This window comes from Aquimarina mycalae (assembly GCF_029906345.1).
In the GTDB taxonomy this organism is placed as follows: domain Bacteria; phylum Bacteroidota; class Bacteroidia; order Flavobacteriales; family Flavobacteriaceae; genus Aquimarina.
Map to the genome: position 1 here is coordinate 170,707 of NZ_JARYGY010000008.1, position 12,901 is coordinate 183,607.

At 33.0% G+C, this 12,901-nt stretch carries 10 protein-coding genes and 2 tRNA genes; 2 read left to right on the top strand and 10 right to left on the bottom strand.

What is annotated here, in order from left to right:
- Positions 1-6 precede the first annotated feature (6 nt).
- Together QBK95_RS19035 and QBK95_RS19040 are read left to right on the top strand one after the other, a co-directional pair.
- The gene (locus QBK95_RS19035) at positions 7-1,908 is read left to right on the top strand and encodes an AAA family ATPase (protein WP_280936141.1); all 1,902 of its coding nucleotides are present in this window, start codon (positions 7-9) and stop codon (positions 1,906-1,908) included.
- Positions 1,908-2,816, top strand: a complete 909-nt coding sequence (locus tag QBK95_RS19040; RefSeq protein ID WP_280936142.1) for a 2OG-Fe dioxygenase family protein — start codon at positions 1,908-1,910, stop codon at positions 2,814-2,816. The genes QBK95_RS19035 and QBK95_RS19040 overlap by 1 nt, the downstream gene beginning before the upstream one ends.
- On the opposite strand, the gene QBK95_RS19045 is transcribed toward QBK95_RS19040, so the two are convergent.
- From QBK95_RS19045 to QBK95_RS19090, 10 genes are all read right to left on the bottom strand, one after another.
- Entirely contained in the window at positions 2,813-3,697 is an 885-nt protein-coding gene (locus tag QBK95_RS19045; protein ID WP_280936143.1) for a methyltransferase domain-containing protein, read from the bottom strand. The two genes, QBK95_RS19040 and QBK95_RS19045, sit on opposite strands and share 4 nt — an antisense overlap.
- Before the next feature lie 634 nt (positions 3,698-4,331).
- On the bottom strand, positions 4,332-5,714 hold the full coding sequence (locus QBK95_RS19050) for a cytochrome-c peroxidase (protein WP_280936144.1): 1,383 nt from the start codon (positions 5,712-5,714) through the stop codon (positions 4,332-4,334).
- Positions 5,715-5,787: 73 nt separating this feature from the next.
- On the bottom strand, positions 5,788-6,696 hold the full coding sequence (locus QBK95_RS19055) for a hypothetical protein (RefSeq protein WP_280936145.1): 909 nt from the start codon (positions 6,694-6,696) through the stop codon (positions 5,788-5,790).
- A gap of 289 nt (positions 6,697-6,985) precedes the next feature.
- A complete protein-coding gene (locus QBK95_RS19060; protein WP_280936146.1) occupies positions 6,986-7,732 on the bottom strand; it encodes a DUF547 domain-containing protein in 747 nt (248 codons plus the stop codon).
- Between the two features lie 684 nt (positions 7,733-8,416).
- Positions 8,417-8,977 (bottom strand): 3'-5' exonuclease, encoded by a 561-nt coding sequence (locus QBK95_RS19065; RefSeq protein ID WP_280936259.1) that lies wholly within the window; start codon positions 8,975-8,977, stop codon positions 8,417-8,419.
- Positions 8,978-9,029: 52 nt separating this feature from the next.
- Complete coding sequence (locus tag QBK95_RS19070) at positions 9,030-9,575, bottom strand: tetratricopeptide repeat protein (RefSeq protein ID WP_280936147.1); 546 nt, start codon at positions 9,573-9,575, stop codon at positions 9,030-9,032.
- Between the two features lie 4 nt (positions 9,576-9,579).
- Complete coding sequence (gene prfH / locus QBK95_RS19075; protein WP_280936148.1) at positions 9,580-10,275, bottom strand: peptide chain release factor H; 696 nt, start codon at positions 10,273-10,275, stop codon at positions 9,580-9,582.
- Positions 10,276-10,286: 11 nt separating this feature from the next.
- Complete coding sequence (locus QBK95_RS19080; protein ID WP_280936149.1) at positions 10,287-11,678, bottom strand: RtcB family protein; 1,392 nt, start codon at positions 11,676-11,678, stop codon at positions 10,287-10,289.
- A gap of 1,032 nt (positions 11,679-12,710) precedes the next feature.
- Positions 12,711-12,783 (bottom strand) — tRNA-Asp (locus QBK95_RS19085).
- Between the two features lie 42 nt (positions 12,784-12,825).
- Positions 12,826-12,899 (bottom strand) — tRNA-Ala (locus tag QBK95_RS19090).
- Positions 12,900-12,901 lie beyond the last annotated feature (2 nt).

Below are 12,901 nucleotides of genomic sequence, written 5' to 3' on the forward strand. Positions count from 1 at the left end.
AGTATAATGACCAACAGAAAATACCATAAAACCATAGATCAGTTTTTTTCGAAATTAGTTCAGGAGCATAAAGCTTCTTTTTTTAAAGGGAAATCTGTTAATCCATTAAAGATATTGTCTATTTCATCGTCATTTCCATCATTAAGGATTAAAGATGAAGATTTGTTGGTATTGTACTCCTTAAAGGAATCTATTGATGAACTAGATTTTATTGTAACAACACAGCACATTCATATTGCAGAAAGTAAAATTCTATTAGCTAAGAATGTATTTCAGGATGTAAAATTTAGTGCTTTTCCAAAGGAACATATCACTTTATTAAATGATTTAGTAGATGATTTGTTGTTGACTAAAAATGATGAAAAAAAGAGCCTTTCTGATTTTACGAATAAGTTTAAAGATTTTGTAAACCAAAAAGAAGATACTACTCAGGAGTTTGACATTGATTATGAATTTCTGCAAATTCTAAAGAACGAAGGAGAAAAGATTCAAAACCTAGCAGAAGATCTAAATAATAACAAACGATTTTCGAATACGATAAATGCCATTGTACATAAAACAGACGATGCCCTAGAATTTAAAGCAGAACATGTCATTCTACAGGATATTATTAGGGTGTTTAATATGATTTACCCATTGAGTGATGGTTCGAATGCGGTTGCAGATGCTAAGGTGAAATTTCTACTAGCCTTTATGTTTGAGAAATTGCAAGGAAATGACATTATAGCTTCTTTGTCTATAGAACGGATTAATAAATTTGTGCAATCAGAGAAATTTGATGAGAATATTGAAGTAATTAAAACAGCCAGTCTTTTTGATTTGGGTGAGGAGTATAAAAATGAATTTTTATTGCCTTCACTTCTAAAGCGATTAGATAGCCAACATTTTGCCAATTCTGTTTCTTTTTTGTACAGAATAGCTTCATTAATAACCAAAGCGGATGGCACTGTTTCTGAAGAAGAAACGGAGTTGCTAAAGAAGATCAATAGTAAATTACAGCATCCAAAAGAAAAGCTGGAAGGAGTCAAACAGACAGAAATCGATGAGAATGAGACTTTGGATGATGTGATGGATGAGTTAAACGAACTGATAGGTTTAGATAATATCAAAACCTCTGTAAAAGAATTATCCAATTTTTTGAAGGTTCAGAAGCTACGAGAAGAAAAAGGCCTGAAGAATGTAAATAACTCGTTGCATTCAGTTTTTATGGGGCCTCCAGGAACGGGTAAAACTACTGTAGCTCGTTTGGTTTCTAAAATATATAAGCATTTAGGGTATTTAGAAAAAGGACACCTCGTAGAAACGGATAGAACAGGAATGGTCGCTGGATACGTAGGACAAACAGCATTAAAAGTAGAAGAGGTAATAAAAACTTCTATAGATGGAGTATTGTTTATTGATGAAGCGTATTCATTAGCTAAAGACAATAAAAAAGATTTCGGAAACGAAGCTGTAGAGGTGTTGCTGAAGAAGATGGAGGATCATAGAGATCAATTAGTGGTCATTGTTGCTGGATATCCTGATGAGATGGAAGAATTTATAGAATCCAATCCTGGATTACAGTCAAGATTTAATAGATACTTTACATTTGATCATTATAAACCAAAAGAACTGATCGGAATCTTTGAATTGTTCTGCCTTAAGAATGATTTTGTGCTAGCAGATGAAGCAAAAGAAAAATTAGAATTTATCTTCGAAAAACTTTATGAAAAACGTCATAAAAGTTTTGGTAATGCGAGAGTTGCTAGAAATTTGTTTGAAAAAATTATTGAATATCAAGCGAATCGCATTGTATCTATAACACCATTAACAGAGGAGTTGCTAAAGACAATTGTAGAGGATGATATTCCTCCAATCAATCAAACCGTAGATGAATATTTAAGGTTTCAGAAGGATGAAGAAGAATAATGATTACGGAAAAAAACATATCCAAAACATTAGGACGAACAATTAAATCACCAATTAGAGTGGGTGACGTATCTGATTTGGGTATTGATAATACATCTTTTGTACGTTTTTTTAAACCTTTTTTCGAAAGCTTACAAGATGACGTATATCTAGTGCGAGGAAATCAAATTACTTTTTTAAAGGAAACGTTTCCTACAGATGCAACATCTATTGAAAAACTTCATAAACCTTATTTTGAAGGAACAAGTACAATAGAAGTGTTGGCATATTGGATACAGCAATTAGATGAAAATCAAAAGCAAGAATTTAATCGATTGTCGACCATAACAAGGCAACGAAATATTGCTACATTTTTAATCGAGATTTGGGATGATCAATATTTTGTAGAACGAGTGGTGCAACAAGGCTTTGAACAGGATGTAGGTGATTTTAGAGTATGGAAACGTGTTTTTAAACAAGCAACCAGAGAAGCAGTAGAAAATGAATTGTTTGTTGATTTGCTTAAAAAAATGGCCGGTTTAGTCAAAAAGATACATCCAGAAGTTCGAAAGATTCAGATTACGAGTCATTTTATGAGAACCATTTCTAGAGAAAAAATAAAAGGGGAAAATTCCCCAGAAGGAGTGCACGAAGACGGTGCTCAATATATTATGTCTGCATTAGTAGTAAATCGACAAAATATTACTGGCGCCGAAAGCCAGATATATGAAAAAACAACTTCTGGAAACAATGAAATGATTTACCATAACGTATTGCAACCAGGAGAATTTATTTTTCAGGCAGATACTGGTGAGGAATTTACTTTTGGTAATGATTTATGGCATTACGTAACTCCCATTGAACCAGAAGATATTTCAAAACCAGGAATACGCGATATCATCGGTTTTGATATGGATATCATGGATTAAGACAACACACAACTAATATCATCCAGCGAAGAACCATAGTCAAAACTAAAATCAATATGTACCAGATCACCAGCTTTTACCTCTTGCGTATTGGTGGTTTTTAAAACCGTTGGAGGCATTAAACTATCTGTTCCTGTAAAATTAGATCCTTCAGTAACTTCAACATAAGATTCTAAGTATAAAGCATTCACAGTTCCTGAGAACAACACTGGTACTGAAAAACTAAGTTTTACACCTTGTTTTTTTTCTTTCAGTAATTCAATCTCATTTACTAAAAATTGTTGAGTCAAAAACATAGGTTGGTGCCTTGTAAAATTAACTGGATAATGATGAACATCTGCATCGATTTCTGCTTCACATAATCTGGCAAAATTTACAATACGATTAGGAAATAATTTTCCGCCTGGTTTTAAGAATTCACGCATATGCTGAAAAATTTGTACCTGAAACTCATTCGCACAATAGATACTCATCAATTCGCCCACTACGAAATCTACTTTTTCAGGTAAATCTACAGTCAAAGCGTCTGCATAGATTACCTCTACTTTATTTGCCCAAGGATACTTAGCAATCTCTTTATTAATAAAAGGAATTAGATCGGGATTATTCTCTATTAAATATGCTTTTTTTACGTGTGGCATATATAATTTGGTAAGCGGAAGTGTACCCACACCAATTTCGCAAACGATAGCATCTTTAAAGTTATTATTAAGTTGAAACGCCTTATGAAATGCATCTACGCGTTGCTTATCGGTCTCCATGATCTTATAATAAATTTCTGGAAAACCAAAATGAGATTCATCAAATGTTTGTGCGTTTAGCAAGCTATATTTTAACGCATCGTAATTGTCAATTACTTCTTCGAATAATTTGTCTTTCATTCCTATATGATTGTTTTAGTAAATATAATAATTATGAATTTTAAAGAGATTAATCGTAGCAAAACTTAAAATGAAAATATTTTGATAAAATTTTAAAAAGTAGGGGTAGGGTTTTTTTAAAGTGATGCGTTTTAAGAATACGATCGAATTACTTAACGTATAATTCATAATACCTGATGTAGATAGAATTCAATTATTTAGAATTGATATTTGTATAACTGATCATCAATCGACGAAGTTAAATTTAGATAAAAAAGGGACGTTTTTTCTAAAAAAAATATTGATGATCAGTATTCAGGTAGTGTACAGTTGGTTGTGAATCTGATTGCATCTATTGAAGAAGAAATAATTATCATGCTGAGCTCATTGATGAATTTGTGTTAGGCTATTTTATTTGGGAAATAGTTTTCAATGAGCAGTGCATGATTGTATATGCAAAGTAATTTTCTTATCTCAGCAAAATAGAATAGCTATAAAAATAATGTTATATTATATAGTAGATAAGTATAAGTAATCCTGCTAAGCTCATTGAATATTGTCCTATTTGGGGGAATAGTTTTCAATGAGTTTAGCAGGTTTTGGTGACTGTGTTATTATTATTATTATGTGCTTACTTTTAGTAAGATAAGTTTATTTAACCACATCCCAGATCAATTCTTGATTGTTCGTCATTATTAGGGAAACAGTTTTCCGAATTTATAGTCGGAGGTAGGTATCTAGATAAATTAGGATCTCTCAGGCTATTTTCAATAAATAAAACCAGATCGTCTATCTCTTTTTTATTTAGCTTAATATCTCCAAATTGTGTTGCTAGATTTTCTACAGGTACTTCATTGTTTTGCGGGATACCACTAATTTTATATTCGATAACCTCTCGCACAGAAGTAAAAGTTCCTCCATGTCCATAAAAACCATTATCTACAAGGTTATAAAGGGTTGGAGTTTTAAACTTATAATCATCTGCTGCAACGTTGGTAAATCCTCCTCTTCCTTTTTTAACATTTTCAAAATTTACATTCGCCAGCACAAACGCATCACTGGTGTTATCAAAATCACCCATACCAAAAGCATAGAAATTTTTATCATTAAGTGCAGGACCCGTATGACATTGGTAACACTTTCCTTTACCAAAGAATGCCTTAGCTCCTTTTTTCTCACTATTGGATAACGCACTATAATTTCCTTGTAACCAATCTTGCCAAGGTGATTGATTTGATAATACTGTTCTTTCATAGGCAGCGATTGCTAAAGCTGCGTTTTGAGTGGAGTATCGTTCCGTTATTGGTGAATCTGGGAAAGCAGCATCAAACATCTGTTGATATCCAAAATTGGTAACAAAATTGTCATCAACTAATAATCTATGTACTCCTTGTCCTTTGATTGCTTGTACTTCTACACCTTCGAAACCAATAAAATTCTCTGGAATATTTGTCCAGTTTGCCTCTGTACCCAAATTGGTTCCTGAGCCACCAAATTGACCATTCCATAGCATAATGTCTTGATACGCAACATTTAATACAGTTGGTGAACGAATAGGTTGTATATCCGCTTCATTTACTGGAATGTTAGGATTAAAAACCCTTCCTTCGCCGTTTATACCAAACCCTACACCAGCTTCTCCTATACCTTGTCTGAGGCCAGAACTAAATCCAGCCGCTGCGTGATGACAAGACGCACAGGAATATGTAAATAAATTGGATGCTGTTGTAGGGTTCCCTCCAGTAGCAGTTTCATGAAAAAGTAATTTTCCTAATGCCACTTTTTCTTCAGTAATTGGATTTAAAGGATCTTGCGGGATACTACTGTACTGATTGTTATCAGGTAGCATAAAATACGATACCCCAATACCATTAGAAATAACATCCAAATCATCTAAAATTTGTTTTTCTAACCCAGTTGCGCCAGGAGGTGCTTTTGAGTTTGATAATTGATCCATTTCAGAGTTTAATAGGATGTAATCATCGTTTTCACAGGAAAACAAACTGAAAATCACAACAAAAAAGAGTATCTTTTTCATGAAATAAGTTTTAATTGAAAGGTTATTTTATATAATCGATTAGAATCTAAAAATTATTTAATTCGTTGCGGTGTTATTCTATTTTATATACCAGACCTAAAGAAAAACCTGAAGCTCTATCATAATTTTTTCCACTCATGTTTGTAGTGTATCCAGTAGAAACTCCAATGCTTTGTTTGTATATAGGAACATACAGATCAAAGTAAAAATTAGTATAATCCACTTCGGTTTCTGGTAGTGCTTGTGCACCTCCAGCTGCGGCAAATTCTGGAGAACCGATATCAAAGCCTTCTAATGAATTCTGAGTACCTATTTTTGCATGTGCATAAAACCATTTATTATAGTATCCAAGTTTAGCACTAAAAAGAGTAGCATTTGGTATTTCGAAATCCGAGTTACTCCTAACACTGTATGCAGCTTGTAGTTCAATAAAAAGATTAGAAGAAGTATTAAACTGGATAAAACCACATCCATCAACAGCCGTAGCTCCATTTCCTAAGGACAGTATTCCTGCTTCTTCGTATCCTCCAACAGGTACAGAAACTCCCGCAGCTCCTCCTATAGCTATTTTTGAGGCATTATTTATTTTTGCATCCAGAACTTTTGCTTTTAGGAATAAACTTAAATCCTGTACACCACTTACTTCGTTGGTTTGTGATACTGGATCTAAGACTCCTGTTTCATTTTCTACGGATATATAGGGTAATGTTACCGTTGTGGATAGCCAATCAAGTACGCCATATTCACCATACACACTTAACACAGTTGAAGAAATTTCACCCATATTCATAGGATTAGATTTGGTTTCGGTACTACCACGATAAAAATTATCATAGCTCTTGTAAGAATACGAAGTGGCAATAGTTAAGTCATTTTTTTTTGGAAAAAAACCATTCAGTACGGTTTGTGCGGATACCGAAGAAATTGATATGATACAGAAGAGTATCCATAATATTTTTTTTGAGTAAATCTTGTTAGTCATAATAGTTGTATTTAGGTTTTAAGAGTATTTCGAATAGAAAATAATAGTTATTGTATGTCTCATTACCTTGTGTCAAACTATATAATCTCCGCAATAGTTAAGAATATCACCACCTTATTAAGGTTTATGACGGATTGGTGTTTGTGACTCGGTTTTTAGAAATAGAAGTATAATTAATATAGGATTATGGACTAGATTAATTATACTTCTAGATCACAAAAGAGTTTAGTTCTATAAAGTATTTAGGAGGATGTAGTTTGATTAAGTAAGACATAATCAAACAGTGTAATTAGTTGTTACTGGTGATAGGAGTGACTTTATTTCCTTCATTCAGATTCCAATCATAAGTAACGTATTTCTTTTTCACTGCTTTATTTATTTTAACAGTAGAATATTGATTAATGAAATCAATTACATCAATATGATTATCAGTAAAGTCATCTTCATACCATTCAAACAACTGTGAAATTCTAACGGTTGTTAAATTGATTTGATTTCTTTGGGGATCATTGATAAACTCACTAGTTCTTTCGTCTAGCGCATATCTAATATTTTTGCTGGTATAAGCTCTGTCCCAAAGTCTTGGAGACGAGATTGATCCGCAATTAAGCAAGAAGTGAATTCTAGGATCTTTAAATTTTCTTAAGATTTTATGCTCTATGTCATCCAGGCTATAACGAACACCTTTTGACTTAAAAGACTTTCGTTTCCAGGGATTTTCTAAATCATTGATGGATGATATAGGATATTCATCCAGAATCATTTTCATCACAGTGGCATTATAAACATTTAACCAATAAGCTAATTTCTCATCTTTACTCCAGTGTTCTTCTGGAGATATGTTTTGGAGATATCTAAAATATTTGTAGAAAACAATTGCATCTCTAGTTACACCATCGTAGTCTACAAGACCATCGCCAGTAACGTTAAGAATTAGAATGTGATCCCATGATGAGTGGTCAACGACTTCTTGAGAATAAGAGTTAATAAAGAAGAACGAAATTGAAATAATCAGATAGGTTTTAAGAGTTTTCATTTTGTTAGTTTTTTTGGGGTTACTTAGCGTCTCTTTCGATTCGGGAAGTCTAAATTAGTAAAAAAACAGACGTAAGACAGGTTATGGTTCAATGTCGGAAAAATGGAGAAATATTATTCTTACACGTTTTTGAAATTAAGTTGTAATTCGTTTACTGTTAAGCCTTTTGGCGAATTACGGTTGTTTATATTTAGTGATTTTTGATTATTTGTTAGTAGATTTTATGCTTAGTATTGCCAGAGTCAAGCATGCCAATAGAATGTTTTTTGACAATGTCTTAAATCTTCAAATCCCTTAATATAGTTGATGATCAAACTTTTTCTGGGATTAAAAAAAACAATTACAATGTTAAGGGAAATTTCAGGGGTTTTTGATTGCTTTTTTTTGAGTTTTTGACCATAAAAGGCATCAGTTTACTCTGATTATTTTCGAAAAAACGATGAAAACGCATGAAAAAATAAAACCTTACAAAAAAATATTTAATTAACATAAAATTAACATAACAGTACGGTTTTCAAGTAGAAAAAAACGCCTATTTATAGTAAGATAAGCACGTTATATTATAAGTAAAATCAACTTTAGATAGATTTGAATCCGAAAAAAGAATATAATTAACACTTTTTTTGTTGTGATATTATTAAGAAATTATTCTGTCATTTTTGTAGGAAATTATCATAATGTTTTTCAATTTTCAACTTCTTTTTGAAGTAAAGACCAACGTAAAATTTTAGCTATGTTTTTAGCGTCATTGATACCTCTGTGATGAGTTCCTTCTAATGGAATATTCAAAATATTTAAAGCACCTTTCATTCCGACTTTTTTTTGTAACTCTTTTGTCTGGGCAAAATGCGTTTTCACATTGATATGATTTTGGGACAAAGGATACTCGATTTTTCTTACTCTACATTGTTTCTTCATCATATTTAGATCATATTGACCGTAACTAGCCCATATATATTGATGGCCGCAATATTCAGTTCTTAGTATTTCACAAGCATTGGCAAATGAAATCCCCTCTTGATCGAGCAGTTCTTGAGTGATCGTTGTTAGTTCTGTACAGAAAGCGCTGACTTTAGACCGTTCTGGTTTAATCAGGATTCCCTGGTTTTTGCTGATCGTACCTGTATCTGTATTCAATATGCAAATACCGATTTCTATGATTTCGCTTACTTGTCCTTTTGGTATAGGACCATTCCAGCAAGTAGCTTCCAGGTCTATAATGATAATTGTATTTGTTGATTTCATAAGGTTTCGTTTGTTGTCATTCCAGCTTACACTGGAATGACAATTTAGATGTTTAATTCTTCTTTTTCTTTTTTGATTTTTTAGAAGAATCACTGTTTTTATTTTCTTTTTTCTTCTTCTTTGGCATTTTGTCTTTGATCCTTTTTTCATCACCTTCGATATCACTAATAAAATAATTGTTATAAGTGTGTTCTTTGGCTGTTTTTAAAACTTTAAGAGCTTTTTTGTACTCTTTTTTTTGTTCATAAAGGATTCCTTTTTTTAGATATAAAACAGCTTTATCAGTACCCTTTAATGTAAGAGCGAAGTCAATTAGCTTTTCGGCTTCTTCGTAATCTTCGTTCCAAAGTAGGACATTGATATACTTTGGATATACATCTAGCGAATACATATCTTCGGCTAAGGCTTGCTGATAATATTCCTTTGCAGTTTCATAATTTCTAAGATTTTCTGCATAGATCTGTCCCATTAGACATAGTGCTATAGGGTTTTTTTCATCATATGACAATGCATAGTTTAAAGATTCTACAGCTTCTTCTAAGTTATATGGATATGCATCCAATGCCTGAAATAGATATTTATCTAATAAATTTCCCATGATGCTAGTTTTTTAATTCGTTGCGCAGCGCTGTTTTTAATTGTTGACGATGCGACGCATACGATTGTTTTTTATAATTTTTCTTAAAATCAGTTCCTTTAAATGTTCTGATAGGATTACCACGTTGCACCTGCAAGTGATTTTCCCATTGATCACATAATGACTTTTTTAATTTAACCAACTGACTTTGATACACTTTTTCTTTTAATCGCTCTATAGCGATTTTTTTGTTTTGATGTTGTGATCTACTGTCCATTACTACTACCTGATCTCCAGTTGGATGGTATGTAGCTCGAACCGCAGAATTCACTTTGTTTACATTTTGGCCGCCAGGACCTGAACTTCTCATAGCCTGAAACGAAATGTCCTTTTCATTTAATGATATAGATTGTACTTGTTTAATTTCATACATCCCGATAAACCAATTTTTTCGTTTATGATGTTTTCTGAATGTAGAAGTACCAATCCATTGGATAGTACCCAACCAAGACTTTACAAAAGGTTCTATTTCTTTTCCTTTTAGTTGTATGGTTACAGATTGTACTGTTCCGTTTTCCTGACCTTTATCCCGTTGAAGAATATTGTAAGTAAAACCATTACTTTTAATTTCTTCTAGAAATAGCTTTAGTACTTGGGCTACTACCCAACAACATTCTGCAGGTCCTCTTCCAGCCGTTATCTGAATTATTTTAGTTTTCATTTTTAATATTTTTACTTGTCCATTCGCACGATTTTAGGTGTGAATGTTCCTACTATTTCTACGAGCTCTTGTTGATTCGCCATTACTTTAGTAATATCCTTATACGCCATCGGAGCTTCATCAATTCCTCCACCAATAAGAGTGACATCATTTGCTTTTAGTTGTTTTTTGATATCGCTTTTGGTGAATTTCTCTTTACACTTTCTTCTGGAATGAAATCTGCCAGCTCCGTGTGATGCAGATTGCAAACTTTCAGGGTTTCCTAATCCGCGTACTATAAATCCAGGTGCTGTCATAGATCCAGGAATGATTCCTAATTCTCCTTTGGCAGCTGGAGTTGCTCCTTTTCGATGTACAATACATTCTTCACCATTTACTTCTTGTTTCCAGGCAAAATTGTGATGATTCTCAATTTTGGCAACAGGTCTGGATCCTAATAATTTTCCTATTCTGGCATGAATATTATCGTGACATGCTTTTGCATAATCTCCAGCAAGATTCATTGCCAACCAATATTCCTGTCCATCGTGCGTATTAAGATCTAACCAAGCTAATTGTTGTACGTGTTTTGGTAGCGGACATTGTTTGGTAGCTAAATAGGTATAATGTTTTGCGATATTAGCTCCCAATCCTCGAGAGCCACTATGTGATAATACACCGATGTATGATCCCACATCCAATCCCCATTCATTTTCTGTATCTGTAATATCCACAGACCCAAATTCTACAAAATGATTACCGCCACCAGAGGTTCCCAATTGTTTATACGCTTTGTCTTTTAACCTTTTTACCAATGGAATGTTCTTAAATTCTTCTCGTTCAAAGATTTCATGATCGTGCTTTATTTTATGGGTTTCATACATTCCAAACTTGGTGTGTTCAGAAAGTATATTCTCTAATTGATGCTTTTTCCCTTTTAAATAAGAAGTTGCAATAGGGTAGATAGTTAAACACATTCTACATCCTATATCTACTCCTACACCGTAAGGAATTACTGCGTTTTTTGTAGCAAGGACACCACCAATCGGTAAACCATAACCACTATGTGCATCTGGCATCAGAGCTCCTGCAACAGCTATAGGTAACTTAAGGGCGTCATATAACTGATATTTTGCCTGATCATCAATTTCGTTTTCGCCATACACCTGAAATGGTGATCTTGTGGTTTTTAATGCGTGTTTTTTTACCTCTACAGGTTTTAGCAAACTCTCTGCAATCTTACCCCAGATTCCATCTCCTAGATATGCTTCAGGATTTAGTAATACTTTTTTGGCTTCTATTAATATTTGTTCTTTTTTTACTCTTTTCTGATATCGATTAATCTGACCCAATGTCACATTAATACTATTGTTTTTTGGAAAGCCTAATTTGATTAAGTCTTTTCCGCTTAATTTCTTTCCCATGATATTGGAATTTGGGCGTTTCCCCAATGCATACTTTTCGGGGTCGGGCTTTCGCTCATACTCCTCGATCGCCACACTTCGATAACTCAGTGCGACATCTGTGGGGTAACTGCTCTATCCCTAACGCGGTAATAATAATATGATTAAATATTTCGGAACGGTTTAACAATATTTCGATACTCCTATCTATTAATAAAGCAGGTGTAGTATAACAGATACGTATTAATTACCTCTGAAAAGAAATTATTGCAAATAAAAATCCGAAACTTTGTTCTGGCTTCGGACTGTATATTAAACTGATGTAATCAGCTTATGTAGTATAGTAGTCCCGAAGCGTACGCATAAAAGAACCTGGTTCTCTTAGAGTATCTGTGTATATGTTTGTAAAGGTCATATTACTTCGGTTATTATTAATTATTATTTTGTCTTAGGCAACACTTCTACAAGTTCATTATGATATTGCCGTATTGCGGTGCAAATATGAAATCATTTTTTTTATTACACAAATTATTTTTAATTTATTTATTTGATAATCAGTGTTTTATGTTTAATTTTAGGCAAAGAAATCCCTGTCCGTTTAATAACAGATATTCATCTAATTGGTAACTTGCTGTAGCTCTTATGAGTATCGTTCAAACAACATTATATTTGGTGTTCCTTGTTTCTTAGAAAAAAACATAAAAAAAGCGTCCATTTTTTTTGGACGCTCTTCAAATTATATCGTTTTCTAGTTTTTTTACCTATGCTTTCGATTCTAAAATAGCTATAAAGCGTCCTTTTTTATGTGTATAAAATAGATTCATAGATGTTTAAAACTTGTTTTTGGTTCTTATTTCTGTTGCAAAGATGAGTTTATTATTGATTAAGTTCCAAATTTTACAAACAATTCATTTTGATTCTAGATTAACTTTTTCAAAGGTTCTAATACGAAAAAAAAGAAAATGCAAAGGATTTGAACTTGCAACTTCGGATTCGCAATCCATTGCTTTTCTAGTTAAACTAACAATCTCCTAGTTTTATATAAAAGTAACAAAGAACGTATGGGATTCGAACTCATAACCTTCTGCGTGACGGGCAGACGCTCTTCCAGTTGAGCTAACGTTCTTTGCATTTTATTGTATACTTTTCAAATGTAATAATTAATTAGTGGAGTGTATGGGACTCGAACCCACAACCTTCTGCGTGCGGAGCAGACGCTCTTCCGATTGGAGCTAACACCCCTA

Excerpts from the sequence above, each read along its gene's own strand:
- QBK95_RS19035 (WP_280936141.1), top strand. The coding sequence starts at position 7 with ATGACCAACAGAAAATACCATAAAACCATAGATCAGTTTTTTTCGAAA.
- QBK95_RS19040 (WP_280936142.1), top strand. The coding sequence starts at position 1,908 with ATGATTACGGAAAAAAACATATCCAAAACATTAGGACGAACAATTAAA.
- QBK95_RS19045 (WP_280936143.1), bottom strand. The coding sequence starts at position 3,697 with ATGAAAGACAAATTATTCGAAGAAGTAATTGACAATTACGATGCGTTA.
- QBK95_RS19050 (WP_280936144.1), bottom strand. The coding sequence starts at position 5,714 with ATGAAAAAGATACTCTTTTTTGTTGTGATTTTCAGTTTGTTTTCCTGT.
- QBK95_RS19055 (WP_280936145.1), bottom strand. The coding sequence starts at position 6,696 with ATGACTAACAAGATTTACTCAAAAAAAATATTATGGATACTCTTCTGT.
- QBK95_RS19060 (WP_280936146.1), bottom strand. The coding sequence starts at position 7,732 with ATGAAAACTCTTAAAACCTATCTGATTATTTCAATTTCGTTCTTCTTT.
- QBK95_RS19065 (WP_280936259.1), bottom strand. The coding sequence starts at position 8,977 with ATGAAATCAACAAATACAATTATCATTATAGACCTGGAAGCTACTTGC.
- QBK95_RS19070 (WP_280936147.1), bottom strand. The coding sequence starts at position 9,575 with ATGGGAAATTTATTAGATAAATATCTATTTCAGGCATTGGATGCATAT.
- prfH (WP_280936148.1), bottom strand. The coding sequence starts at position 10,275 with ATGAAAACTAAAATAATTCAGATAACGGCTGGAAGAGGACCTGCAGAA.
- QBK95_RS19080 (WP_280936149.1), bottom strand. The coding sequence starts at position 11,678 with ATGGGAAAGAAATTAAGCGGAAAAGACTTAATCAAATTAGGCTTTCCA.